Source organism: Moorena sp., from assembly GCF_982860115.1.
On record NZ_CEYLVT010000001.1, the window covers coordinates 69,071 to 95,804 of the forward strand.

Annotated in this window: 23 protein-coding genes, 2 tRNA genes and 3 pseudogenes; 12 read left to right on the top strand and 16 right to left on the bottom strand. The window is 42.7% G+C overall.

Annotated elements, in window-relative coordinates; translation table 11 throughout:
• Positions 1-121: 121 nt before the first annotated feature.
• Positions 122-280, bottom strand: a pseudogene (locus AC4II3_RS00270) (chlorophyll a/b-binding protein); the annotation flags it as partial.
• Between the two features lie 163 nt (positions 281-443).
• On the opposite strand from AC4II3_RS00270, the gene AC4II3_RS00275 reads away from it, so the two are divergent.
• A complete protein-coding gene (locus tag AC4II3_RS00275) occupies positions 444-1,031 on the top strand; it encodes a peroxiredoxin (protein ID WP_488013092.1) in 588 nt (195 codons plus the stop codon).
• Between the two features lie 131 nt (positions 1,032-1,162).
• Here the strand turns inward: AC4II3_RS00275 and AC4II3_RS00280 are convergent, their stop codons facing one another.
• Together AC4II3_RS00280 and lpxD are read right to left on the bottom strand one after the other, a co-directional pair.
• A complete protein-coding gene (locus AC4II3_RS00280) occupies positions 1,163-1,948 on the bottom strand; it encodes a hypothetical protein (protein ID WP_488013090.1) in 786 nt (261 codons plus the stop codon).
• Between the two features lie 431 nt (positions 1,949-2,379).
• Positions 2,380-3,423, bottom strand: coding sequence for a UDP-3-O-(3-hydroxymyristoyl)glucosamine N-acyltransferase (lpxD, locus tag AC4II3_RS00285; protein ID WP_488013106.1), 1,044 nt, complete (start codon positions 3,421-3,423; stop codon positions 2,380-2,382).
• Between the two features lie 1,176 nt (positions 3,424-4,599).
• On the opposite strand from lpxD, the gene clpP reads away from it, so the two are divergent.
• Positions 4,600-5,202: an ATP-dependent Clp endopeptidase proteolytic subunit ClpP gene (gene clpP, locus AC4II3_RS00290; protein WP_008182028.1), complete on the top strand. Its 603-nt coding sequence runs from the start codon at positions 4,600-4,602 to the stop codon at positions 5,200-5,202.
• Positions 5,203-5,777: 575 nt separating this feature from the next.
• Entirely contained in the window at positions 5,778-6,242 is a 465-nt protein-coding gene (locus AC4II3_RS00295) for an NUDIX domain-containing protein (RefSeq protein WP_488014183.1), read from the top strand.
• Between the two features lie 48 nt (positions 6,243-6,290).
• Here AC4II3_RS00295 and AC4II3_RS00300 read toward each other — a convergent pair.
• The 5 genes and pseudogenes from AC4II3_RS00300 to AC4II3_RS00320 form a co-directional block, all read right to left on the bottom strand.
• Positions 6,291-6,515: pseudogene (locus AC4II3_RS00300) on the bottom strand (2-amino-4-hydroxy-6-hydroxymethyldihydropteridine diphosphokinase); the annotation flags it as partial.
• A 58-nt stretch (positions 6,516-6,573) separates the two neighbouring features.
• A pseudogene (locus tag AC4II3_RS00305) lies at positions 6,574-7,736 on the bottom strand (IS4 family transposase); the annotation flags it as partial.
• 255 nt (positions 7,737-7,991) lie between these two features.
• A complete protein-coding gene (locus tag AC4II3_RS00310; protein WP_488014185.1) occupies positions 7,992-8,822 on the bottom strand; it encodes an ABC transporter permease in 831 nt (276 codons plus the stop codon).
• Between the two features lie 99 nt (positions 8,823-8,921).
• A complete protein-coding gene (locus AC4II3_RS00315; RefSeq protein WP_488014187.1) occupies positions 8,922-9,680 on the bottom strand; it encodes an ABC transporter ATP-binding protein in 759 nt (252 codons plus the stop codon).
• Between the two features lie 328 nt (positions 9,681-10,008).
• A complete protein-coding gene (locus AC4II3_RS00320; RefSeq protein ID WP_488014188.1) occupies positions 10,009-11,061 on the bottom strand; it encodes an ABC transporter substrate-binding protein in 1,053 nt (350 codons plus the stop codon).
• Positions 11,062-11,559: 498 nt separating this feature from the next.
• Here AC4II3_RS00320 and AC4II3_RS00325 point away from each other — a divergent pair, with 498 nt between their 5' ends.
• From AC4II3_RS00325 to AC4II3_RS00335, 3 genes are all read left to right on the top strand, one after another.
• Entirely contained in the window at positions 11,560-11,682 is a 123-nt protein-coding gene (locus tag AC4II3_RS00325; RefSeq protein ID WP_044492584.1) for a DUF8629 family protein, read from the top strand.
• A gap of 487 nt (positions 11,683-12,169) precedes the next feature.
• Positions 12,170-12,331, top strand: a complete 162-nt coding sequence (locus tag AC4II3_RS00330) for a hypothetical protein (RefSeq protein WP_287247583.1) — start codon at positions 12,170-12,172, stop codon at positions 12,329-12,331.
• A gap of 10 nt (positions 12,332-12,341) precedes the next feature.
• On the top strand, positions 12,342-13,976 hold the full coding sequence (locus AC4II3_RS00335; RefSeq protein WP_488014191.1) for an MBL fold metallo-hydrolase: 1,635 nt from the start codon (positions 12,342-12,344) through the stop codon (positions 13,974-13,976).
• Positions 13,977-14,055: 79 nt separating this feature from the next.
• On the opposite strand, the gene AC4II3_RS00340 is transcribed toward AC4II3_RS00335, so the two are convergent.
• Both AC4II3_RS00340 and AC4II3_RS00345 read right to left on the bottom strand, forming a co-directional pair.
• A complete protein-coding gene (locus tag AC4II3_RS00340) occupies positions 14,056-14,367 on the bottom strand; it encodes a DUF6679 family protein (RefSeq protein WP_070390959.1) in 312 nt (103 codons plus the stop codon).
• A gap of 34 nt (positions 14,368-14,401) precedes the next feature.
• Positions 14,402-14,641, bottom strand: coding sequence for a hypothetical protein (locus AC4II3_RS00345; RefSeq protein ID WP_488014193.1), 240 nt, complete (start codon positions 14,639-14,641; stop codon positions 14,402-14,404).
• A gap of 1,001 nt (positions 14,642-15,642) precedes the next feature.
• Between AC4II3_RS00345 and AC4II3_RS00350 the strand changes: the two genes are divergently transcribed.
• The 3 genes from AC4II3_RS00350 (at position 15,643) to fba (ending at position 18,334) form a co-directional block, all read left to right on the top strand.
• Positions 15,643-16,512 (top strand): aldose epimerase family protein, encoded by an 870-nt coding sequence (locus tag AC4II3_RS00350; protein ID WP_488029091.1) that lies wholly within the window; start codon positions 15,643-15,645, stop codon positions 16,510-16,512.
• 66 nt (positions 16,513-16,578) lie between these two features.
• A tRNA-Lys gene (locus AC4II3_RS00355) sits at positions 16,579-16,650 on the top strand.
• 604 nt (positions 16,651-17,254) lie between these two features.
• Positions 17,255-18,334, top strand: coding sequence for a class II fructose-bisphosphate aldolase (gene fba / locus AC4II3_RS00360; protein WP_070390956.1), 1,080 nt, complete (start codon positions 17,255-17,257; stop codon positions 18,332-18,334).
• A 136-nt stretch (positions 18,335-18,470) separates the two neighbouring features.
• Here fba and AC4II3_RS00365 read toward each other — a convergent pair whose 3' ends face one another.
• Together AC4II3_RS00365 and AC4II3_RS00370 are read right to left on the bottom strand one after the other, a co-directional pair.
• Positions 18,471-18,785: a DUF3181 family protein gene (locus AC4II3_RS00365; protein ID WP_488017123.1), complete on the bottom strand. Its 315-nt coding sequence runs from the start codon at positions 18,783-18,785 to the stop codon at positions 18,471-18,473.
• 252 nt (positions 18,786-19,037) lie between these two features.
• Complete coding sequence (locus tag AC4II3_RS00370; protein WP_008182041.1) at positions 19,038-19,316, bottom strand: 2TM domain-containing protein; 279 nt, start codon at positions 19,314-19,316, stop codon at positions 19,038-19,040.
• Between the two features lie 92 nt (positions 19,317-19,408).
• Here AC4II3_RS00370 and moaB point away from each other — a divergent pair, with 92 nt between their 5' ends.
• Positions 19,409-19,930, top strand: a complete 522-nt coding sequence (gene moaB, locus AC4II3_RS00375; protein WP_488016663.1) for a molybdenum cofactor biosynthesis protein B — start codon at positions 19,409-19,411, stop codon at positions 19,928-19,930.
• Between the two features lie 103 nt (positions 19,931-20,033).
• Here moaB and moaC read toward each other — a convergent pair whose 3' ends face one another.
• Entirely contained in the window at positions 20,034-20,528 is a 495-nt protein-coding gene (gene moaC, locus AC4II3_RS00380; protein WP_488016665.1) for a cyclic pyranopterin monophosphate synthase MoaC, read from the bottom strand.
• Between the two features lie 75 nt (positions 20,529-20,603).
• Here moaC and AC4II3_RS00385 point away from each other — a divergent pair.
• A tRNA-Arg gene (locus AC4II3_RS00385) sits at positions 20,604-20,677 on the top strand.
• Positions 20,678-20,686: 9 nt separating this feature from the next.
• On the opposite strand, the gene AC4II3_RS00390 is transcribed toward AC4II3_RS00385, so the two are convergent.
• The 3 genes from AC4II3_RS00390 to AC4II3_RS00400 form a co-directional block, all read right to left on the bottom strand.
• A complete protein-coding gene (locus AC4II3_RS00390; RefSeq protein WP_488016667.1) occupies positions 20,687-21,991 on the bottom strand; it encodes an MFS transporter in 1,305 nt (434 codons plus the stop codon).
• A gap of 588 nt (positions 21,992-22,579) precedes the next feature.
• Positions 22,580-22,924: a hypothetical protein gene (locus AC4II3_RS00395; protein WP_293073756.1), complete on the bottom strand. Its 345-nt coding sequence runs from the start codon at positions 22,922-22,924 to the stop codon at positions 22,580-22,582.
• A gap of 591 nt (positions 22,925-23,515) precedes the next feature.
• Positions 23,516-24,700 carry an NAD(P)H-quinone oxidoreductase subunit H gene (locus AC4II3_RS00400; RefSeq protein ID WP_070390949.1) on the bottom strand — a complete coding sequence of 395 codons (1,185 nt, stop codon included), beginning with the start codon at positions 24,698-24,700 and terminating at the stop codon, positions 23,516-23,518.
• A gap of 284 nt (positions 24,701-24,984) precedes the next feature.
• Here AC4II3_RS00400 and AC4II3_RS00405 point away from each other — a divergent pair, with 284 nt between their 5' ends.
• Complete coding sequence (locus AC4II3_RS00405) at positions 24,985-26,733, top strand: sensor histidine kinase (protein WP_488008924.1); 1,749 nt, start codon at positions 24,985-24,987, stop codon at positions 26,731-26,733.
• Position 26,734 lies beyond the last annotated feature (1 nt).

Genomic DNA, 26,734 nt, shown 5'->3' on the forward strand with positions numbered 1-26,734 from the left:
TTTAGCTGACATTCCGTAGAACAAACTATGGAATCAGCTAAAAACACATAAGAAAGCTGGAGTTCTAGTGTTGAACTCCAGCTATTTATTGAGATTGACAAATTTAACTAACTATTGGGAACTACATTAAGCCCAAAAAGTGTAGTACACCTTGACCAGTAATATATTCTGTGACTAAAGCAGCGATGAAACCGATCATAGCTAGACGACCATTTAAGTTTTCTGCTTTAGAGGTGAAACCGAATTTGGCTTCGTTAGACTCTTGATTGGACATTGTTCTTTGCTCCGCGAATTTACTCTGTGTAGCCCGTTTATATTAAAAAATGTAACAAATTATTGGCTAAATGTCAATTATCTGCATAGCCAACCGGGATGAATTGTTTATAAAGTCTTAGTTCATCAATGATGTAAACTTATGTGAAGAATAATTTCCTGTTTTCATCATGATCTCTCGTCGCGCATTTCTCAGCAGTCTGTTGGCTAGCTTTATCGTTTTGCTAGCTTGGATAAATTTTCCCAACCCTGCCCATGCTCTCGGTGGCAAACAACCTCCTCTCGATAAACCCGCACCCGAGTTCACCCTACCAACCAATACTGGTAAGGGTCAGGTGTCCCTCTCGGATTATAAAGGTAAGTGGGTGGTACTCTATTTCTATCCCAAAGACTTTACTAGTGGTTGCACCTTGGAAGCTCAGCGATTTCAGCAAGATTTGGGCAAATATATAAAGAGAAATGTGCAGATCCTAGGGGTGAGCGTGGATGATGTCGATTCTCACGCCGAGTTTTGTGACTCAGAGGGTTTAAAGTTCCCACTTTTAGCTGACACCGATGGCTCTGTCAGCAAGGCTTATGGTTCTTGGTTAGGTATTATGTCCCTACGCCATACCTATATCATTGATCCAGAAGGCATTCTACGGAAAAAATTCCTTGGTGTAAGACCAGCAATTCATAGCACCGAAGTACTGGCTAGCCTGGATGAGTTAATTTCTACTCCTTGGTGGGTTGATTTCCCACTAAGGATTAAGCTTTAACAAGATTTATGCATTGATCAGGTCTAATCTCTGGTCTAATATCTCTGGTCTAATATCTATAGATAGAGTTTAAGCAAATCAACTCATTTCTAGATATAGCTCTACATATAGCTTGAGTGCCTAAGTCCTATTTAAGCTTCCTTAAAGGAGGCTACTGAAAGCAAGCTGAGTAGCGAAGCCGGATCATCAACAGTAGCGCTGGTTAGCTGAACATTGTCAATGATTAGTCCAGACTGAGTTTGATTACTCAATTCATTCACAAGACCAAAGCCTAGGCTGTAGGTTCCAGGTGTAGTGAAGGTATGAGTAAATGTTTGAAATCCGGTTTGGTGGTAAAAGTTGTTCGGTGCTTGACTAAAAACTCCTAGGATGGGGTTAGCTAATTCATAGACAATTTGGGACTTGGGAGAACTAAGGCAAACGAAAGCGAAGTCGGCAACAATAGCCTCATCTCCCACGTCTTCATTGGTGAGAAAATTCCAATCAAAGGTTAAGGTATCACCAAGACCAGGGGTAATAATTTGTTGGATAGCAGCACCTCTGACTACCTTGCTAGAAGTACCACATATGCCAACGGTGTCTAAAATTTTCTGGGCAATACAATCGAGAGTTCCTGTGGACAGGTATAAAAACTCTTCCAGTTTAGAGGCTGATGGGGCTTTTGGCTGACCTGTTCTGGTGACTTCGGTATTGCTAGTTCTGAGTAAAAGTTGCTTTTCTCCCTCTGTTGGAGTAATGCCAAAACTAGCTCTTTTGATCCCACCTGGTCCTAGCTTTTGCCACCCTTTGAGTCCTTCTTCAAAGCCACCATTAACTAGTTTAACTGGTTGCTCAGTACTAGAAAAACTAGACGAATCAACCAGATAGTTGATTTCTTTTCTCAAGGTGGACTGTTTTGGCATTTGAGACGTGGACATAAAATTAATTTTTCTAGAACGCTAAAAGTTGAAACGACGATGATTCCAGAAAAATCAGAGGCAATCTTAAATTTTGACATGAGCACCAACCGTATTAACACCCTGATTAATCTGATCAGTTTGATGATCGTCTAATGAATCATCAACGTATTGTGTAAATTTTTACACGGTTGTTTCATTAAAAGTCAATGTATCTAGGTGATCTTTACAAACTATTTATATTTGGATATTTATTCATTAAGTTTCCGAGAAGAAACGATTAACTATAACCTTGACAAATTCAGGTTTTTATCTCTCCCTAAGCTAATCTCCAATATGAAGATTTTGGAAAGGGGTCTGTTCAAGTCAGCTTAATTACTTACTATTCCGAAATCAGAGCAAAAGGAATAGCAAAGATTGGTCAGTTTTTTGACTTTTATTATTTATTTTTTCTATTTGAGGTTTCGTTGAAGTTGCTTCAATATTTTATACATTTCTGGAAGCCGATTGTAGATGGCAGATATTTTTAGCCAGAGTTTGTTGGAAATAGCAGGATAGCCAGACACTACACTTCCGGGTTCTACATCTTTGTGGATTCCGGATTTAGCGGTCACAATTGCTCCATCCCCAACTTTCACTTGATTCGCAATTCCTACCTGACCTGCCAGCAGCACTTGATTACCCACTTTCACTCCTCCAGATAATCCGACTTGGGCTGCCAAGGCACAGTTTTGTCCCACCTCGGAGCCGTGACCAATATGTACCAAATTATCTAATTTAGTGTTGCGTCCAATCCGAGTTTCCCCAACCGCTGGACGGTCAATAGTGCTGTTACAGCCAACTTCCACCCCATCTTCTAAGACCGTGTAGCCAGACTGTTGCATTTTATACCACCCTTGGGGGGTTGGCACAAAGCCAAACCCTTCAGCACCAATGACTGCACCACTATGAATTACACAATCGTTACCAATGCGGCTCCGTTCATGAATAGTGCAGTTGGCATGTAAGACAGTGCGATCGCCTATGTCTACTTCAGGATATAGTACTACATTAGGATGGATACAAACCTGATTGCCAATCTTTACCCCTGCTAAAATTACGACGTTGGGTCCAATATAGACATCTGTTCCTAACTGAGCATCTGGGTCAATCACTGCACTGGGGTGGATGACTGGTGCTGGTTGAAAGGCTTGATAGAAACATGCGATCGCATGAGCAAATAGTAATCTCGGTTCAGATGTCCCTACCCAAGCTATACCTCTTTCTGTCGCTTTTGCCTGTAATGCTTCATCCAGGGACAAAATTAAGGCACTCGCCTGGGTTTTTTCTACCATGTGGGCAAACTTGGGTCCCTCAATATAACTGAGAGTGCCTGGGGTTGCTTTATCGATGGGAGCAACTCCGGTAATTTCAGGGTTAAGCTCTGTAGCGCTATTCAGGCTATGGCACAAAGACCCTGTACTACCCAGGTGTTCTATTAAAAGACTAAATTTCATGGCTCGGCAATGGGTGGGTGTGGAATTTGACATCTGGAATCATAAGACAAATTGGTGACTAACCGCCATTGCTCCGCGAGTTAGTTACATGGGATTCCAAGCGTGAGATTGGGTTGTCCTGGGGATTAACTTATTCAATGACTCCGATTGCCCTTTAATGATTGAGTCATTAGTATACAAGTTTCTTAGTTCCATCCATAGATGGAACTAATTAAGACCTCGAAAGTTTAATGACTAATGACTAATCAATCATGTCTGGTGGTGCTATAGTAAACTTGATAAAACTTTTGGGGTTTCCTGTAAATGTGGTACACCATCAGACTGTTGAGGATCTGGTGGACTAATATAGACTAGTAAGTTGAGCAATATTGTAATAGTAAGCGCCTGAAAAACTTTCTTAAACACGAGCCACACTCCTCATTCCTGATATATAGTCTTGGTGAAACAATCGAAAGCGATGCAGCGCCGCCAAAGGGGGTTTCCCCCATGAGCGACTGCATCAAGACAGCGATGCTACTTGACTGAGATACGAACTTTCTAAAAATTGATACACCCGTGAAGCTAATTAACTCTACCAGTTTATTTAAGCAACCATATAAGTGCCAAGTTATATGTTCCGCCTCAGTGACTGGCACAGTGCAAAGGGTTGCTCCTAAATCATTCTGTGTAATTTAATAGATTAGGGGTAGCCGAGATTAGAATCAAAGCAAGAGTTTGGTAGTCGCTACAATGTAAAGAAAAACCAATCTAGCAGCCACCTTGGGTCAGCACCCCACTCTTGCCTAGACAGGACTCCCTAGCCTAGTCATGGAAGATAGCTGAGCACCCTAAGACCTGCTGTATGTTATGGGAAGTCTACGTTATCGGCAAGGGTGAAAGTTCCTACCTTAGGATGGGATGCCAGTCCGAAGCTGATTAACCAGATCGTTAAACAGTCCTACAAGGGGTAAAACAGTGCCATTCTTTATTCTGACAGGATAGTACCTACTGATAACAAGCCGCGAGGCAAACATGAGGTTCTGCTTCGATAGGCGTTTGAAGGCTGTTAACAGGAACGGGTATGAACTGCATCTGTTCTCCCCACATTGATCCAAGACGGTTTTAACCGCCCTTTTCCTTTGTTTTTCCTCCCCAGTCGCCCATACACGGGGTTTACAAATTTCACGCTTATTTTTTATGATTCCTACAGTTATCGAGCAATCCGGTCGTGGCGAACGTGCCTTTGACATTTACTCTCGTTTGTTGCGAGAGCGCATTGTATTCCTCGGACAACAGGTTGATTCTGACTTAGCTAACTTAGTGGTTGCCCAATTACTCTTTCTAGAAGCCGATGACCAGGAAAAAGATATTTACCTGTACATCAACTCTCCCGGCGGTTCAGTGACTGCGGGCATGGGCATTTTCGATACGATGAATCAAGTTGCTCCGGACGTATGCACTATCTGTGTTGGACTAGCAGCTAGTATGGGGGCTTTCTTACTCAGTGCTGGTGCTAAGGGTAAACGCATGAGCTTGCCTCACTCCCGGATTATGATTCATCAGCCACTGGGAGGAGCACAGGGACAGGCAAGCGATATAGAAATCCAAGCAAAAGAAATCCTGTACCACAAGCAGCAGCTAAACAATTATTTAGCAGAACATACCGGTCAGCCACTGGAAAAGATTCAGGAGGATACCGAGCGGGATTTCTTTATGTCAGCGACTGAGGCTAAGGACTATGGTTTAATCGACCAGGTCATTGAGCGACGTCCCATAGCAACCCCTCTCCCAACAAACTAATGTTTTAGTTGACACTCCCTGCTCGCCCATAGACGGGGAGTGTCAACTAAGACGTTAGTTTAGGGAGATGCTAAAGCGATCGCTAACCAAGTCCGGAGTATTACTGAAGTGACTCCCGAAATTAACAATCGGCAGTTAATCACCTACCGTAAGCGCTTATGTTGTCAGGGATTTCTGTTATTTCCCTAGTAGTTGGCGGTATTGGTGTGATGGATATGATCTTAACCTGAGTTCGATGACAGAAATTCAGAAGTTTTGACTCCAATCCATGAGACAGTAGTCAGGAGTCAGGATAAGAATTCATAATTATTGGTTAGAATACAGAATTTAACGTCGTTAAATAGCTTATTATATTATCCTAAAAAATTGATTTTATTAATGATAATGACTCATGGCTTATGGATCGAAGCTCCTTAAAGCTACCGACACCTGAGTTCGATAGAACTCAAGTTGAACAGTTAAAAGTATGAGACAATTTTAGCCATAAGCAATCGTGGTTTTCTGGTAATAGGAAACTAATTTAAAATCTATCGATGTGTTACATAAGACTGGGGAAGGATCAGCTAAGCAAAGCAATGCCCAATAAAACCACACCAAATAAAACCACAATCAAACCAGTATCCGTGCAGAAACAGTTTCCCTTGACTACTGTAGGGGCACTTGTTGTGAATCCTAGTAGAAGAGTCTTAATTGTAAAAACTACTAAGTGGAAGGGTTTATGGGGTGTACCGGGAGGTAAAGTAGAATGGGGCGAAACCCTAGAATCGGCACTTCTAAGGGAGTTTCGAGAAGAAGTTGGTCTAGAGTTAACCCAAGTGAGCTTTGCGTTGTTACAAGAAGCGGTGCTAGACTCTAACTTTGTCCGAGAAGCCCATTTCATTATGGTCAACTACTATGCATTCTCTGCTAGCGAAACGATAACGCCCAACGAAGAAATTGAGGAATGGGTATGGGTTACTCCCCAACAGGCAATGGAGTATCCCCTCAATACCTATACTCGCGTGTTGATTGAGGATTATCTGCAAAGGCAAATTGATTAAGTCTGCCACATATAGAATTTTTATTTGGCAATATTGCCTCAATTAATCCTAGATAGATTTTACTGATTTTTGTAGGTTTCTCAGAGCAGCAATTACTTGGTAATACCTACTAGCGAAGTATTCAGACAACAACTTAAGTCCAGAACAGTCTAGCTTTTGAAGGAGTTGGAAAATACTCTGTTCGGAGACTGGTTCTACCCAATCAGGAGCAATTTCTACCAATGGAACTAGCACAAAAGCTCTCTGTATCATACGCGGGTGAGGGATTTGGAGCTGGGAAAAATAGGTCTGTCCTATAAGGCTTTTGATAGCTTATGCAATTGTATTTTCGCTGGAGGGGCGACATGAGAGCTAAAAAGTAGACTCTATAAGCTTCATAGCTCTCATACCTCGTAAATAATTATCGAGCTTATGGCGACTTAAGCGCATCAAATCATAAACTAATTCCCAACATTTATCAAAAAAGTTAATCCAATTTTGAGCATATAGTCCAATATAAAAACTGCTATGTCTTTTAGTTGAACGCCCATATTCTTTGACTCTAGCTACATATTTTTGAACTCCTTGTTTAGTAATTTTTTCTCCTTGTATTGTGGAAGCAAGATAAGCGAAAGATATTATAATAACTAAAGATATAAAGCGTTTTCCGATCACATTGCTGCCTTCCATATTATATCCACCGCTCTTATAATCTCGGAACATCTCTTCAATATTAAAACGTTTTTTATAGGCAGAAATTGCTTCCGGAGCACTGCTCATATTTGTTAGAATAAACCAACCTTCTTTGGTCACGGATTTTCGATAACTTTTTTTCCATTTACAGGCGATACTAAATCCAGTAATTTGTTTAGTTTTGGTAACTTTGACATTTTCAAAAAATAATGAAGTTCCTGGTTTTAATCCACAATTTTTTAAGGAAGTCCAACCCGAATTTTTAAGTTGAATTTGTTCCGATTTTTTTAGTCTTAAACAAAAGATAAAGCCTTGTGTATCTAACCATTTAGCCAATTTGACGGAACAAAATTCTCGGTCTCCCAAAATTATAACTTGATAGCCATTAAATAGCTCTATAATATTTGATATAATTTTTGTTTGTTCTGAAAAATTACTTGAGCCAAGTTTTGAAATAAGTTCAAAATAAACTGGAATTGCTCGGTTATTATAAATCAGACTAATCATAAATAAATTTTTATATTTCCAATTAGTTCTATCGATAGCTAAATAGATTTTTGACTCTTTAGTAAATGTTTGTTCCAGCCATTTTTCAAGAATTGGAAACCACAATAATTTGAGCTCAAATATTGGTAATGATAAAAATCTCTGTAGTTTTTTACGTCTTGAATTTACCTGAATAGGTAAAGGTAATGACTCGGCAATTTTTTCTAGTTTAATATTTTTGATATCTTGTATAATAATTAGTACAATAGAAAAAAACAATAATTGAGATTCAGAAAGTAGATTTTTTAGATGTTTTTGATATAATTCTGGTATCATTTTCAATTGGTAGGTCGTATTGACAATTTATGACCTATCTTTTTTTACCATAATTCGCTCAATTTAATATATATCAAGGGTTACAGGCCGCTTGTCGCCCCCCCAGGTATTTTCGGCTTGGTATGCTGGAATGATAATGCTGACTAGGGGTTTATTTTTCTCAGGCATAGTTCTCTGACTCTATCGAAATCGAATCACTGAAAAGATTAAGGTTTATAGCTGGTTCCTTATTAATTATCACTATTAATTATCATATCAATTATCTCTTGTCAGAGAACTTTCATGCCATTGCCCAAGAACCAAGTTGGATAAGGTGGTCAAGAGTACAAAAATCAAGATACCTAGACTACTAATCATAAACAAAGCAGCAAACATTCGGGGAATTTCGAGATTGTAGCCAGCAATTAGCATTTGATAAGCAATTCCTGAATTAACACCGCCTGTACCGGCAACAAACTCAGCTACTATTGCTCCGATTAAGGCTAATCCACCACTGATACGTAATGCAGCTAAAAAATAGGGTAAAGCACTTGGTAGTCGCAGATACAGCATTGTCTGCCAGCGAGATGCTTTGTAAAGCCGGAACAGGTCACTTAAGTTGGAATCGATGCTATTTAAACCAAACGTCGTATTAGAAATAATCGGGAAGAATGCTACAATCCAAGCACAAATTACCAAAGCAGCGAAGGTATTGTTCCTCAGCCAAATAATAATTAAAGGCGCGATCGCAGCAATAGGCATTGTTTGCAGAACGACTGCATAGGGATATAAGCTTTTTTCAATCCACTTACTCTGAGCCATTAACATGGCAATTAGCAATCCTGAAACTGCTGCTATTATAAAAGCAGCTACAGTGATTTTTATGGTGATCAGCAATGGCTGAAATAAACTGTTCCAGTCCCTAATTAATACCTTGATAATCAGCAAAGGACCTGGTAATATATAGGAGGGCGTACTAGTCACTCGAACAGAGATATCCCACACCATCAACACCAGGATTCCCACTACCACAGGGGCTATAATATCGATAGATACCAAACGTTTCAATTTTAGCTTTGCCAGAACGAAGGCTTGATTTTTTGTCATAAAATTATTAGATACCGTTTAATATAGCTGTCAAATTTATAGTCATATTTTTGATAATGATAATTGATCAGTTATGTCTAAATAATAATTTATAAATTATCACTCATAATTCATCCCTTTTGACAACTGCTCAGCCACCTTCTGACAATATTTGGTATAAACTAAGGATGTACGAAACTGTTCGTTACGTGGTGATGGTTCATCAATAGTTATATCCGCCACTACTCGACCTGGACGAGCCGCCATTACTACCACCCGATTGGATAGATATACGGCTTCATAAATATTGTGAGTCACAAAAACCACAGTCCAGTGTTTTTTACTCCACAAATCAAGTAACTCCAGGTTAAGCTTAGTACGAGTGATATCATCCAAGGCTCCAAACGGCTCATCCATCAGCAATACCTTGGGAGAAGTAACAAGAGCTCTGGCAATAGAGACTCGCATTTTCATGCCACCGGATAGTTGACGGGGATAGGATTGGGCAAAACTTTCCAGTCCAACTAATTGGAGCGCTTCTTTAATAGCATTATCAGCCACTTTTTTAGAGACCCTAGCCAATTTAAGAGGCAATCGCACATTTCCCATTACCGTTGCCCAAGGCATTAGTGCTGCTTCTTGGAAGACAAAAGCTATCTCCTTTTGGTGGGCGCGATCGCTCCATTCTATGTTTCCCGAACTCATAGTGCTTAGTCCAGCAATGATGCGTAGCAGGGTACTCTTACCACATCCCGATGGTCCAACCAGACTGATGAATTCAGAGTTATTGATGTTGAGATTTAGATCTTTTAGGGCTACAGTACCATTGTCAAAAGTTTTATTGACATGGGTAAGAGAAATAGCTGGTTTTTGGTTCATCTATTGTCAGTTATTAGCAATAGACTTCTTGCAGAAGTCGGAAGTAACAGGTAACAGCGGAAAAAAAATTTATAAAAACAGTATCATAAAACTACTTTTGCAAGAGGTCTAATCAGTGATTAGCAATCCGTTAATAGTTTAAATTATTTATCAATCTGACTTGGCAAGACTAGATATAAATTAATGTCTAATAACAATAGTTAATAACTTTGATGTTAATATGTCTATAAAGAATCTCTTATATTCGGCATTTTACTTTTTTTTATAAGCTGTTATTTCGGGACTTAATTAAAGCAAATAATAAGTAACTAATAAACTAAAATTTTAACTAACTTTTGGTATTAAAATTTACTCCTTTACTGACAAATGCCAAGGTGTAGGCTTGTTTGTAATCAGTCTTGGCATCAACTACCCCAACGGTAACTAACTCATTGAACAAACTTTCCCAGCGTTCATCGGTCATTGCCCCAATGCCAAGTTTTTCAGCATCACCAGAGATGATAATACCATACTCTTTAAGCTTATCCAGACCATAGGCAATTAGGTCATCACTCATCTCTGGATTATCTTTTTTGATCAGCTCATTGGCTGGTTCGGGATTCTCTAGATAGCTATACCATCCTTTGATTGAGGCATCAACAAATCGCTGAACCAGGTCGGGGTTAGTTTCAACGAGTTTCTTCGTGGTTTCAATGGTGAAACTATAGGGATTATAACCAGCATCTGCTAAGGGTAATATATTGGGCTTAAAGCCTCCTTGTGTTTCTATAATGTAAGGTTCAGAGGTCAAAATTCCCTGTTGGGCTGAATTTTTATCTACTAAGAAAGGGCTAACATTAAAGTTATAGGGGCGTTTCTGGTCATCTGTAAAACCGTATTTTGCCTTGAGTAGGGGCCAATAGGTTGTGATGGCTCCAGGAGCAATAAAAATCGGTTTACCTTTTAATTGTGCCAGAGAGTCATTGCCTACCCCTGGATGAGCCAATAGAATTCGTATTCCTTTTTGGAAGATACTTGCTACAGTAATTTTGGGAATACCTTGTTGCACTGCTTTAATAGCATCAACAGCCTGTCCCATAATTAAATCAACTACTCCTCCCATTAATAATTGGGTGGTATTGCTCTGAGGACCTGTTGGTTGTATAGTAACATCTAGGTTATAATTTTGATAAATGCCAGTAGCAACAGCCTGATAAAAACCACCGTACTCTGCTTCAGCTTTCCAGCCCAGAGCAAATTTTATTTTATCTAATGTACCTTTTTTTTCTGTAGTTAATGCTGTAGAGGTTTGATTAGTACAAGCTGCCAAAACACTACTACCAAGAGTTATCGAGCTAAGTTTAAGTAATTGGCGACGCTTAATTTTATAGATTTCTTTCATATAAAACTTCAACCGGCTAGAGCAGTAATTGAGATGATCTGGTTGTGGTGGTTTGAAATGGTGGGGCTTTAGGCCAACTAGAACGCTCTGTAGGGAAAAAGCTTGAGTTTGGTATAGGTTCGTGATTAGCAGCTTCTAAGATAGTGCGTAATTTACCTAAGTTACTACCGATAGCGATCGCACTAAGCTGGTACTCCCTATGCTGTACTACCTATGCTGGTACTTTGTACTTGCCATTTTTTCTAAGCTGACTATTATTTTGGCGTTTAAACCCCAACAAACACACCGATAGAAATAATACCATACTCGCTCTATATAATTAAAAGATAATTATATAGTAATATAATGCTATTAAACTAGTAATGGCTTTTAAGCTAACACGCATCTAAATTGAATCTGTTCATCTTAGGCAGGGGATTGAGGCAGGTTCTGGACGAAAGAGGGAGTTACAATGAACGTGACGGTTTTTTCTCACAGCCATGAGGAGTTATTAAGAAAATGGAAGTAAAACTGGTTTTAGTGGTACTAACAATTGCTTTTACTGCTTTGTGCTTGTTTTTTGGGACTAAGAACGGATTTTATGATTCAGACGATTATCACGGCAACGGCTCTGCACACTAAGCTTCCAGTATTTACTTTAGTTGTCAGCTGCTGAGCTTTCAAAAAGCCTTCATGGTTTAGCCTTGGAAAAACCCAGGCATCTGCTATTACAGCAGATGCCAAAGGCTAGAAGCTGACCGATCGCGAAGCGTGGCCAAAGGCCTTAGAGCGGGGAGTGTAAGGGGGCTCACGGGGGTTTTCCCAAGCCCCTGCCTTCTAGGCATGGGGAGTGTCAAAAAATAAAAATCCTCACTTAGAGGGACTTCGCCAGTCCATCCCTACTTAACTCCCTACTGTGGTGATGTTGTTGACAGCCGTATCCCCTCTTGACTCTGACCTCGAAAGAAGGGAAACTAGTTGAGAACTCGCCACACCCACCCTTAGGGGTAGGGTGTGGGATTTTCATAGACTCCAGAGTGACCTATAGGGTATATCCAGCATACAAACCACTCTAAATTGGTACGGAGTGACAACTCTACCACGTTTGTTTTGACTGGGGAAGAATCCGTTGAATTTTCCGTTCAAGGAAGATGCAGCCTTAGTAAAAATAGTTCCACCTTATTTTCCGTTGGCGATCGCCGATTCTGTCTGCCTCTTCCAAGGCTTAATCATTCACCCTTCCCTGATTAGTAAGACGTGGGTTAACGGAGCCGGATTAGCTAAAATTTAAGTTGAAGCTCATGAGCAATCAACGCCCAGTAGCATCCTCTGATCAGGATGACCGATTAACCTGCTTTCCTTACGGTGTTGGTCATGGTGCAGAAGGGGTTTGTTTGTTGGTGCAGATGGGGCCACACCGCATTCTCCTTGATTGTGGATTAGAAGACATTTCCCCCCTACAGATCGATGGGATACCACCAGCAGATTTAGTCCTGTGTAGCCACGCTCACTCAGACCATAGTCAGGGATTGCTGGCTCTTCACCAAACTTTTCCACAATTACCAATCTACGCCAGTGAGGTAACGACTCAACTATTACTACTCAACTGGCCGGAACTGCCTCCTGAGGATATTCTCCCATTTTGTCAAGCTCTTCCGTGGGTTACCCCTGTAGAATTCTGTGAGGGACTCACTGCTCAATTGTTCCCAGCTGGACACTTGCCAGGAGCAGCAGCATTTTTACTCACTTACACAAGTCGCCATCGAACTTACCGACTGCTTTACACTGGTGACTTTTTCCTGTCTAACTCACGGCTGGTGGAGGGATTATCCCTTGAATCCCTCAGGGGGACACAGCCGGATGTGGTAATTGTAGAAGGCAGTTATGGCACTGCTCGACATCCCCATCGGCGGCAACAAGAAAATCAACTAGTAGAGCGTATTGAGCACGCCATTGCTACCAATAACTCAGTTGTGTTGCCAGTGCCTACCTTAGGCTTAGGTCAAGAAATCCTGATGCTCCTGCGCTCTCATCACAACTTTACAGGACGCGACCTTGATATTTGGGTCAATGGAAACGTGGCTGCTGGTTGTAATGCTTACTTAGAACTGCTGTCTCACTTTCCCAGCTCAGTACAAAATTTTGCCCGACATCAAGCCTTGTTTTGGGATGAGCGGGTACGTCCTCGGGTGCGGCGGTTAGATCCCCAGCAGCGAGATGCTATCGGTAAATCTCCCTGTATTATCCTCACTGACTTAAACATGGATTGGAGGGAGTACTCGCAGCAAGAGAACCGTTCTTGGGTTGTCCTGCAACCGGAACATCTTAAATCTTTGGAGGATCTAACGGATGACTACGGATGGCTTAAGGTTGAAACTTATCTGCTGGCTCAACATGGGGATTGTCTGGGCACCACCCAGTTGATTCATAATCTTCGACCTCAACATGTGATTTTTGTTCACGGTTCTCCTACCTACCTAGCTGATCTTGCTGGTTTGGAAGAGTTACAAAATCGATATCACCTCCATACGCCAGCAGCAGGAACACTGGTAGAACTTCCCATTGGTGAGACCTTTATCAGACCAGCTCTACCAACGGAAACAAACTATGAAGGAGAGTTGCATGAATTAGATACACTTGTCTATATCACTCTTTCAAGAGCGATCGCAACGGATCCTCGTTGGCAAAATTTCGCTGATACTGGTTTAGTAGAAGCCCGCTGGCAAGGAGAAGAACTGGTCTTGCGGGGATTGTCACAACGAGAACTACTCAAACAAGGGGGCAGAGCCAAGATACCAATTAATATCGAGTGTTGTGGTAATTGTCTGTACCAAAGAGGGCAGCGCTGCTGGAATCCAGCCTCAGCTCTCTATGGTTTTAAAGTAACACTGGAGGGGTACTGTCCAGTTTTTGAACGGATAGAACCCCTTGAGTAACGAATAGTTAAGGGAAAATTGCTAGCTAGTTGTTAGTTATCAATTTTCCCTTAACAGTTGTCCATTAACAATGAACAATCTAGTCCTGATTTAAGTCTTGGGAGCGGGGGTGAATTTGTTCAGCCTCCGGACAATCATCAGAGACTATCGGATCAACATTACCTCGGAAAACAGAAGCTAGCTTGTGACTCACAGAGCCTATGCTTTCCAAGCGGACCATTTCTTCCCAGGAACTGATCTCATCCTCTTCGTCTGTTTCATAACGAATTGTGACTAAATCTCCCTCGATATCAACAATGCGGGCCTGTTCAATCCAACGTTGCTGATCCCGCAAGAAAACGCAGACCTCACGACCATCGCAGCAGAGTTGATAAATCTTGCGGTGTAGCATATTCGGCTTCTCCTGTTGCAGATAACTCTTGGTTTTACTGGTGAAGTAAGCGGTTGGGTTTCTCTAGAAACAACTTTATTTTGACATACTTCCCACGAATATAATTGGCGGGTTTCTCTCCATCCGGAACGATGATGAGATACAATCTAAGGCTAAAATAAACCTGAGCCACCAGAGTAGGAATACTCCAGATCCTTTTTTTGTTGGCTCTGGCGACTAAAATACCATTTACTTGAGTAGTCAAGCCGCCATCAGCAGCAAAAATAGATTCCAAGATTTTAAAGGATTAGCAATAATTGTAGCTCACTCCTCGTATCCCCAGCCCTAAAGGGTAGGGGTTGGCTTGAAATCATTTTTGGTTAACTTAACATGGAATCAAGCGGGTTTGTCTATTCCTTGTTAAATATTAAATTAGCTTAATAGTCTTTTATGTTCATTGCTTGAGAGTAAGGCATGTATTAAAAGCGAGCTTGAGTTTGAGTTGATCAACGCTGCTCGTGTGATTGATTACTTTTTTTATGCATTGTTTTTATGCATTGTCTTGATGCAGAACGCGAATTTGGGAAACCCCGTCAGGTCGGCCCTACATCCCTTAATTGATTTAATTCAGTATCCTATATCTCCCTAACCCATTTCTCCTGCTTGCCAGCAATGGTGCTGTAGTCTTTCAGAGATGGTGTTTGGGGGTATGGTTACTCTATAGTTATTTGTAAACTTAGATTCCACTAGTATTGCTATCGACGGCAATGGAGTAAGAATCCGAAAACTCCCCGAAGTTAAAAATAGGGGATTGTGAGCGAATGTTGCTCATGGGGTTAAAAACCGGGTACTAGCAACGTTGACAGTAGGATTTTACTCACACGCTTTGTGGCGCTTTAAACACACTACTAACGAATTTGGCTCAAAAAGAGCTGTTCCGTTCCCCTTAGTCTTCTTAGCTGTCAGTTTTGTCACCGACTTGGCTATTTATAGGATACAGCAGGAGAGACCCTACTGCTTAGTATAAACGTCGGCGTGGCTAAAGCCTTCTGGTTCAAGAAGCAAGCATTTTGGTAGGTAGGTGTCTACAGGTTCCACATACCCATCATTGTGACATACTAATCCCTGTACGTGCTTGGCACTAAGCATGAATTTGGGAAAAAAAACTGCCAACCTGCCAACCTGCCATCGGTCGCAGTCAGAGTAACTCAAAAATAGGCTCTTGCTGTTACCAAAAGTGGTAAGACACTCAATAAACTGATAAAGCTGATTTTAAATCGTAAGGGAGAAAAGCCAGTGTTTGAGATCCTACGCACTCAAGACCAATACGAAACTTACATTCTCACTGACCACAATGCCCAGTCTCGATTAGAAGTGGTTCCTGAACGGGGTGGCATTGTCACTCGGTGGAATATCCAAGGTCAGGAGATTTTTTATCTTGATGCGGAACGCTTTAAAGATCCCAATCTGAGTGTACGGGGTGGCATTCCCATCCTCTTCCCCATCTGTGGAAACTTAGTTAATGATACTTATACATACCTTGGCCAAGACTATACTCTCAAACAACACGGCTTTGCCCGTAATTTGCCTTGGCAGGTGACTGATAGTGCAACGAGTGACATGGCAGTGTTGACTCTCACCCTCAAGAGTAATGATCAAACTCGCTCTGTCTATCCGTTCGAGTTTGAAGTTACCTTTACCTATCGATTAAAGGGCAACACCCTAGACATTGATCAGCGCTATACTAATCATTCTGCTGAACCGATGCCCTTTTCCACAGGTTTCCATCCCTACTTCTTGACGTCTGACAAAACTAAACTGGAGTTTGATATTCCTGGATCGGAGTATCAGGAGAAGCAAACTCAAGCAGTACATCCTTTCACTGGCAGTTTTGATTTTAGCTGTGATGAAATTGATGTAGCGTTTGGGCAACTGAGTAATAATACTGCCAGTGTTACTGATCCCGAACGGGGATTAGCGATCGCATTGACCTACACTGACGCTTACTCGACCTTGGTATTTTGGACAGTTAAAGGCAAGGACTTTTATTGCCTTGAACCTTGGAGTGCTCCCCGTAACGCTCTTAACACTGGGGAAAATTTAACTCACTTAGCTCCCGGAGAGAGTAGTGAGACATCGGTGAGGCTAACGGCGAAATTTTTCTAAATTTCCCTAGACATTTCCTTATCAATGTGATATTCTTAGTAAAGGTATGTTTGAAAGAAGCTTACCGGGTCGCTAACTCAATGGTAGAGTACTCGGCTTTTAACCGATTAGTTCCGGGTTCGAGTCCCGGGCGACCCATTTTTAGCTAACTTTTAGTTAGCCACATGTGTCTATCGATACGAATTTTAGGTAATAGGTAAGTATTATGTACTAGGTATAAGATGAACAGTTGACCACCTCTGTGCTTTAAAAGGTATACTGCCTGGGCTTGCTAGACCCCGCTCGCGCCAACAAACATTAAATTATTGGTCCAATGAGAAAGGTTAGGAGCTGTTCTCAAAACTTTTAGGAAAACTACCTATACTTTACTGTTTATCCAGATTTTTCCCTGGGGTAGTTGGGTATTATTTTATAGATTTGGTAAGTTTTGTCAAGTTTTATAGACTCAGCTTTGTCTAGATGATCTAATTAAGAAATTTGAATAAAAGCTGCAAAATATCTTAAGATTATCTAAAGAATTAACCTGTCTTGATGCAGTCGCTCATGGGGGTTCCCCCCATGACCGCACTGGTAGTGGCTCATGGGGGGAACCCCAAGACCGCGCTACCTCGCTGCATCGCTGTCTAGAAGCAACTAGATTGACATGTCTGGACTGGCGATTCTGTTCACGAGTCACTAGGGAGTGTCAGACGTGAGGCTTCTCGCCGGAATAGCTAACAAACAAAGTTAGGAGGAATATAATATGGCACTTGTACCCATGCGGCTACTGTTGGATCACGCAGCTGAGAACGGCTACGGGATTCCAGCATACAACGTTAACAACATGGAACAAATCCTGTCTATCATGCAGGCTGCTGAAGAAGCGGATAGTCCGGTAATCTTACAAGCTTCTCGTGGTGCCCGCAAATATGCAGGTGAGAACTTCCTCCGCCATCTGGTCACAGCAGCGGTGGAATCCTACCCTCATATTCCCATTGCCATGCACCAAGACCATGGCAATAGCCCAGCCACCTGCTATTCGGCAATTCGTAACGGCTTCACCAGTGTGATGATGGATGGCTCCTTGGAAGCTGATGCTAAGACTCCAGCCAGCTTCGATTACAACGTCAGTGTTACTGCCGAAGTAGTAAAAGTTGCCCATGCTATCGGTGTTAGTGTTGAAGGGGAACTGGGTTGCCTAGGTTCACTGGAAACCGGTAAAGGTGACAAAGAAGATGGTCACGGATTTGAAGGAACTCTGAGTCGCGACCAACTATTGACCGACCCCGACGAAGCAGTTGAATTTGTTGAGCGCACCCAAGTTGATGCTCTAGCTGTGGCTATTGGTACTAGCCACGGTGCTTATAAGTTCACCCGCAAGCCGACTGGAGAAATTCTTGCCATTAGTCGCATTGAAGAAATTCATAAGCGTCTGCCTAACACTCACTTAGTGATGCACGGTTCTTCCTCTGTGCCTCAAGAGTGGCTTGACATGATCAACCAGTACGGTGGTTCTATTCCTGAAACCTATGGTGTACCCCTTGAAGAAATTCAAAAGGGTATTAAGAGCGGTGTCCGTAAGGTTAACATCGACACCGACAACCGCTTAGCTATCACTGCTGCTATCCGAGAAGCTGCTGCCAAAGATCCTTCTAACTTTGACCCCCGTCACTTCCTCAAGCCTTCTATCAAATATATGAAGCAGGTTTGCTTGAAGCGTTACGAAGCCTTTGGTACTGCTGGTAATGCTAGCAAGATCAAGCAAGCGACTATCGATGTTTTTGCAACTAAGTATGCCAACGGTGAGTTAAGTGCTGTGGCGAAAAAAGCTGTAACTGCCTAGTTTTTAACGCTTCACAGGAAAACCTTTGCTGTTTTGGTGAACCAAGAACAAGCAGAATTATTTGGGTAGCTGTTAAAGTTACCCAATTTTTTGTTATTAGTGATTAGTTATTTGAAAATTGCCTATTTTCAGATACTTAAAGCTGTCTTTGATACTCTTCGAGAATATCGATTAGATCCATCTGACACTGCATGGGTAGCAAATCTGCTAGGGGAACTTGCCGTTTACCACCACCTAGCTTCACAGAAATGCTTTGCAGGATTGGCATCATCTGGTCTTCTGTGATTGTATTAGTGTTATCGATTAGTAGGGGATAAAATTGTTCAGCCAAAGTGGTATGTAGATGGGCATCCCTGAGGTAAAGATGCCATTTGGCTACATCAATATATACTTTGTCGCCAATTTCAGCAGCGAGAGTTTCGATTGCTTCTGTAGAAGTTGGATTAGCCATGGTAATTAGCTGTTTCTAATTAATTACATGTTGGGATATCTAAGGAATATTTAAAGTTAAAGGTTTAAAGTTAAAGGGTTAGAATTGAAGGTGTAAAGTTTAACCTTTACCTCAAAACAGTTTGCTCATCACCTTGAATTAAAAGAGCCGAGTTTATTTGCTGGCTTTCTGTTAACCGTCAACAGTTAACCGTCAACAGTTAACCGTCAACAGTCAACAAAAAATCAATTACTACAATTATCTTGGGTGATTTCATCCCTGAGGGGATTCGGTTGGAGGTTCTTGAGTAGGCAGGGGGGTATAGTTTGCGATCGCAAATATATAAACCCCATGCCCTACTAAAATCAATCCCCACAGACCAGTAAACCAGTATGCCCAAGTCCATTGAGCATACTGTATAGTTTTGAAGAACCACACTCCGGAATTACAAGCAGCAAAAATTGCCACATGTACAGCAAAGTTCATGCGGTCATCTAGACGACGGTAGGCTGGATCACGTCGATCAGGTTTACGAGGCCAACGAGGAGGCATAGATATTTGTCAGTTTTGAGTTGTTTAGGGGCTTGGTCTGATACCAACCCTAGTCAGTTAATTTTATTTTAGAACCTAATGTTGGATTGAACATGATCCTAACCAAACAGTTTGTTCCTTTAAATATTGCAGTGATGACGGTGTCCGATTCCCGTACCGAAGCCACGGATAAGTCCGGTAAGCTGCTGGTTGAGAGTTTAACCCAGGCGGGGCATCACTTAGCGGAAAAGGTTCTTGTTCCAGACAACATCTACAAAATCCGTGAGGTGGTTTCCCGATGGATTGCTGATGAATCGGTACAGGTAGTGTTGACTACAGGAGGAACTGGTGTTACAGGTCGAGATGGTACACCAGAAGCGATTCAACCTCTGCTGGATAAGGAAATCCAGGGCTTTGGTGAAATTTTCCGCATGATTTCCTACCAAGAGATTAAGACTTCTACTATCCAATCTCGTGCCCTGGCTGGTGTGGCTAACGGAACATACATCTTTTGTCTGCCTGGGTCTTCTGGAGCTTGTCGGACAGGTTGGGAGCAGATTATCAAAGACCAGCTCGATTTGGGCAATTCCCCCTGTAATCTCGTGGAACTGATGCCACGTTTGCGAGAAATCTAATCTTAGCCATAGATTTCCTGTTCAAACGGTAATTGGCAACTGAGTGCCGAGCGTGGATCAGTGCTAAGTGCTGACCCAACTTGACTTGAGCTGATTCCTTAACTTAGCAATCGCCTGAGATTTGGTAATCCCCCGATTTACCTCCGGTCTTACTCAACAGGCGAATCGATTCAATCGCGATAGACTTTTCCAACGCTTTGGCCATATCGTAAAGGGTCAAAGCCGCAACAGAAACTGCTGTTAGTGCTTCCATTTCGACACCAGTTTCAGCTTTAGTAGTCACAGATGCCTGAATCTGGTATCCCGGTAGTTGGGGGTCAGGTTCCACTTGAACTTCGATCTTGTGTAGGGGCAAGGGATGACACAGAGGAATCAGTTGGGAAGTTTGCTTTGCTGCCATAATCCCAGCCAGCCTAGCGGTTCCTAAGACATCACCCTTGGGGGCATTACCAGCTTGGATGGTGTTGAAGGTTGCGGTTTTCATCCGTACCTGAGCAGCGGCTACTGCCTGACGTTTGGTAAGCTTTTTGCCAGAAACATCGACCATCTGAGCTTGACCTTGACTATCGAGATGGGATAGCGAGCGATTGATTTCCACAAGAGTGTTGCAAAATTTTTGATCTATGTGTTATGATAAATAACTGTTGACCCACAGAAAAGTGGCAGCAGTTAAGGGCTTGTAGCTCAGTGGACTAGAGCACGTGGCTACGGACCACGGTGTCGGGGGTTCGAATCCCTCCTAGCCCGTTTGTTAAGCTAAGGCATTCTAGTGTCTATAGCATATAAATCCCGTTCACGACCGATGGCAAATCTGAGGGAACGGGATAAATTTTTGTTGGACTGGGTCATAAAGATAATCAGTGCCAAAAATGCTATACCAGCACCACAGGAGAAAATTCCTCGATATCCTAACAGGTCGGCGAAATAACCAAAGATCGGCCCAGCTAGGCCAATCCCTAAATCAAACCCACTAATGCAGACAGCGAATACCTGACCCCGTTCGTCAGCAGAGGAGCGGTCAGTCATCAAAGCAGTCATCATCGGTATGAATAGTCCAGCGCCAACTCCTTCTAATAAACCAGCTAGTAAAAATCCGACTCCCGTTACAGCCTGGGAAATCATCAACATTGAGATGATATAGCAAACCACACTAGCGGTGATAAAAACTCCTCGTCCATACCGATCAGATGCCTGACCAGTTAATGCACGAATCACAAAACTAGCGATCGCAGCAGCTGTGAAAAACAATCCTGGATTGAGATTAATACCAGTCTCTCGAATAAACAGAGAGACAAAGCTAACTTTTGTTCCAAATACTATACCGAACAACAGCATTACCAAAGCTGGAATTCCAAGAGGAGGGCTGGTTAACAACTGCCATAGTTTGACCAATAGCTGCCAAATCGAGTTTAACCAAGATTCTGATTGTTCCTGCTCAGGTCTAGCATGCCTGATTGGTTCACGAATCTGACTCCCTAAGAGCACACCCAGCCCACCTAGAGCTGCAGACACTAAGAATAAAACGGTGTAGCTAACCTCTTGTTGTAGAAAACCCCCCAGCGCTGGTCCGAGACCTAAACCAATCGGTGTTGCCAAACTCATGTAACCAATTAACTCACCCCGCTTGTCAACAGGGGACAAATCGGTGACTAGAGCCAAATAACCGATGGTAAAGGCTGCAATACTGATGCCATGAAACATTCGCACCAGCATCAACAGGCTAATCGACTGGGTAAATAGATAGCCCAAAGGTGCTAGAGCTACAGCGCTAGTACCAATAATTACTACCAACTTGCGACTGCGCAGGTCTGCCATACGCCCCAGTGGGTTTCTAAACAGCAACAGACCAATGGCAAAGCAACCCATTACTAGCCCGACCTGTTGCTTAGTCCCACCCAAGTCTTCAATATATTGCGGCAGGGTTGGCAACAAAGACGTTAAGCTTGACCAAAATAGCAGAGCAACAGTAAATAAAATCAGCAAACTTTGGCGTTGCTGCCGTTCCAGCGTCTGAAAAACTTTCACGCGCTCTATAATCCTGAGAAAACTGGCACTTGAGATAGTTAGATAAAATCCGGTTGACTAATCATCATAGTCCTGATCGGGTAATGACTATTTGCGCTTTGGCTTACAGGTAATTGACAATTACCCATCAGCCAAAGCGCGAACAGCCAAAAATCCGGGGATTATTTAGGAAGTAATTAACTGGACTTTATACTACTTCTCTAGTTTACTCTTCTTAACATTTTGCCCAGAGGCTTAGACAGGGTGATCGGGTGATGGTGTGATCAAGGTTGAGGGAAGAATCTCACGACCTATTATTCTTCACAAATTAATTAGGATTGCGATGCGCGAGGATTGAGCCGCTAAGCGATTGGCCGTAGGCCACGCTAAAAGCGATTGACATGCAGGCCACGCTACGCGAACGCAGCAACAACTAAGGTCAAGCTTGGCTACTGGTAGCGCATAATGGAGCGCTCAGTATTATCAGAAAAGTATATTATCAGAAAAGTATTCCCGAAAGCGTTTGTAGAAGGGATAGGCGTCTTACTGTGATTAACTTTACAGGTTTTACTTTATCAGAGATATTTTTAATAAAGCCTGTGGCTTACCGGAATCGTCACTATTTTCACTGTTTTATTTAACGGTTCACGAGCCTCTAATAATCGATTTTCTAGCCCAGTCTTTAGTATTCTCCAGGTAAGTCACCAACATTTTCCATTCCCTAGCTTCTTTTATCAAATCCTTAACATTGCTCAGATAGACTAGAGTAATGCGGCGCTCTTCGTTATCAGAACAAACCTCCAGAATGGTTTTGTATAGCTTTTGCCAATGCTCTAACCAGTTATCTTCAATGGGATCAAAAATTGCCTCGAACAAATTACTCCATAATAACTCAATAGTTTTAATAGTTTTGAGATTTTCCTCGGTAGGCTTATCCCAGCCTACATGGCGCTGACGTAATACTTTAATAGGTGGGGGATTTTCACTCATAGACAGCAAATTTACTCTTCAGTCTTTGGAGCTACATTCCTAGAATTCCGTGACATACTCCCACACTGAACCTGTAAGGTCAGTATGGGCTTCTTGCCAACTCCACCCAACGGTTCGGATACTCGGCAAGCTTTATTGACGACACGGGATGCCCCTCCGCGCCGGAACAATACAAAAATTCGATTTTTCCGCTAGTTAAATAGCTGACAAACCAGCATTTAAGGCCTTTGGCCACGCTTCGCGAACGGCTTTGTTTATCAGTACATATATTATAGCAATTCCATACATACTCTGTGCAAAATTTATCCCACACCTATGCTGCGAATTAGGTGTGGGATGAATTTTGCCGGACAGCTAAATGCTGTCTTAACATCACAGTCTTACAACAGGTGTGAGCTGTGGCGAATTTAATTCTTAATGGTAAGAGCGCACCTAAAATCAAAAATTCCTCCTACCTTAGCAAAGAATAGGAGGAATACTCGATTAGTTGAGAGCTTCCGTGTTTGAGGCGGAGCTAATCAACGTTGCCAAAACCCGCTTAGTCTAAAACCTAGAGCCATTGAGCCTATTACCTAGAACCATTAACCTACTTTAACGGTCTACTGACCCCATAATGATGTCAATACTACCGAGAATGGCCATAATATCGGCAACTTTGACTCCTGTGAGGATATGGGGCAGAATCTGTAAGTTATTGAAATCGGCTGGACGAATCTTCCAACGCCAAGGAAAGACATTATCATCACCAATAATGAAAATTCCTAGTTCTCCTTTACCAGACTCAAGACGGACATAGTGTTCGCCCTTGGGAATCTTGAAAGTAGGGGCAATTTTCTTGCCCATGAACTGATAATCGAAGTCGTTCCACTGGGATTTGCGACCCTCTGCCATCCGCTTGGCTTCTAGGTTTTCGTAAGGACCACCAGGAAGTCCTTTTAAGGCTTGACGGATAATCTTAACGGACTCCCGCATTTCCCTAATCCGCACCACATAGCGGGCAAAGCAATCACCCCCGGTTTCCCAGTGTACTTCCCAATCGAAGTCGTCGTAGCATTCGTAGTGGTCAACTTTGCGTAAGTCCCACTTGACTCCAGAACCTCGTAGCATCGGGCCAGAAAGTCCCCAGTTAATCGCTTCTTCCCGACTAATGGTACCGATACCTTCAACTCGGCGGCGGAAGATAGGGTTGTTGGTGATTAACCGTTCGTACTCATCAACTTTAGGGTCAAAGTAGTCACAGAAGTCTTCGCACTTATCTATCCATCCATAGGGTAGGTCAACAGCAACTCCACCAATACGGAAGTAGTTGTTGTTAATTAACCGTTGTCCACTGGCAGCTTCCCATAGGTCATAAATCATCTCCCGTTCTCGGAAGATGTAGAAGAATGGGGTTTGGGCACCCACATCTGCTAGGAATGGTCCAAGCCACAGCAGGTGATTCGCAATCCGATTCAACTCCAGCATAATCACGCGGATGTAGCTGGCACGTTTGGGTACCGGAATATCTGCTAATTTCTCTGGGGCATTGACTGTAATTGCCTCGTTGAACATCCCTGCTGCATAGTCCCATCGGCTCACGTAAGGGACATACATAATGTTAGTGCGATTCTCAGCAATTTTCTCCATGCCTCGGTGCAGGTAGCCAATCACCGGCTCGCAATCTATCACATCCTCCCCATCCAGGGTGACAATTAAGCGGAGAACGCCATGCATGGAGGGATGGTGGGGACCCATGTTGATCACCATGGGTTCGGTTCTGGTCTCGATCTTTGCCATATTTTGATTAATTGCCCCAACTGTTAGCTGCTAGCTGTTAGCCGCTAGCTATTAGCTTACCAAAACAGAGGCAGATAGGTAGTGTATCTTGTTAACTCTAACAATGCCAGAAAAATTTGATATTCTTAATTCAAACTGTTAATTTCTGTTTAAGCTCCTTGTTTCCAATGGCTAGGTTAACGGGAATTTCTACGTAGAAGTTCGGTTCTACGATCTTTAAACTATCAGCAATCACATTACCATCTTTATTAAAGGAGTTGATAGTTTGAATTACTGCACTAGCTGTGCATCGGGGGTGGATTGTGGTGCAATGGCGGTTATTACCAAGTATACGTGAAATTTTATCCCAAAAGGAACTAATTGGAAGCGATGACAAGGTGGCTGTTTCAGTAGAGCAAGCAACTGTGATTGAAAGTTGTTCAATAGGTGCTAGCAGTCACAGGACAAGAGAAGGTGCTAGCCCTAAGCATAGGGCAGCAGCAGCTAAAGCTCAACGGGAATGGCAAAGTGCGATCGCTACCTTGGAACAGTTGCTGTTGCCAGGGGTTTCAGACAACCCGTCAACAAGCCATAATCTCGAACACTCCTCGAAGCAAGGATTAATTCTAGCTGGTCCTGCTCCAGTCTTAAGTGATCAAGAGCTACTGGCAAGTTTCGAGACTGGGATTTTTACGAACGACGCCTTGAATCCCTGGGCTTTTATGCCCTTCCAGCTACCTCCGGCTCAACCTGAGACTACTCCATTTGTAGAAAATACGACGCACAGGTTACCCCTGTTTCCAGGAGACCCCTTAGCTAACGAGCAGTTTTGTTTAGTTTTTACCAAAGACTTTAGCTTAGTCATGGTCTCTGGGGAAGACCACTTTGGCGTTCCAGGCTTTCAATTCTCCTTTGACCCAGAGGATATCCAACTTGTTTGGGCATCACTGCGCCGTAGACTATTACTGAGCAGTTCTCATCATCTAAAGCAGTTGGAAGCTTTAATGGAAAAATTTGTGCCAAAACCCCCCGATTACCGCATTGTAATGAACTTTGGTCGTGGGCTTCTGAAAAATTTACCAGAACTGCCTTCAGTAGAACTGAGCCAGACTATACCGGTGACAATATCGGAGTCAACAATGGTTCAGCCAAGACAACATCAGGATCACAGGGATACGGTCAAAACTGGTAGTAACTCACAAAATGGGTCTTCTAGTACACCCAATGCCCTGAAACACAAAGGAAGCGAGCCTAACTGGCAAAGATTGGTGAAAAATGAAGCGCGAGGCTTTCCTAGAATCTCTGCTGTTAACCCAAAAGAAAATTCTGAAGCTACACCTGACCTTGAGCTGCTCCGAGCTCTGACCCATGAAATCCGGACACCCCTAACTACAATTCACACGCTGACTAAACTACTGCTTAGACGTCGTGACTTACCTCCAGAAGTCATGCGGCGTATAGAAATTATTGACCATGAGTGTAGCGAACAAATCAACCGTATGGAGTTGATTTTCCGGGCAGTAGAATTAGAAACCACCGCAGCCAAGCAAACCCCTGTTAGCCTGACCTCTATATCTTTGGCTAGAGTTTTTCACAACAGCATACCCCGCTGGCAAAAACAAGCACAGCGACGTAATTTAACCCTAGATGTAGTCTTACCGCAACAGTTGCCAACAGTGGTCAGTCATCCCGCCTTGCTAGATCAGGTGCTAACTGGCTTGATGGAAAATTTCACCCGGTCTATTCCAACAGGGGGTCATATCCAGTTACAGGTTACACCTGCTGGAAACCAGCTGAAGTTACAATTCCAGTCTCAGAGTGATCACGAAACAATCGGTGACGACCCTTGCCCGACATTGAAGTCCCTTGGTCAGCTGCTGACATTCCAGCCAGAAACCGGTAGTATCAGTTTGAATTTGAATGTGACCAAAAATCTATTCCAGGCGTTGGGGGGCAAACTAATTGTTAAGCAACGACCCCAACAGGGTGAGGTTATGACAGTATTTTTACCGTTAGCTGACCTGGCTAAGACACCCTTGCCTGGGATTGGTTAAC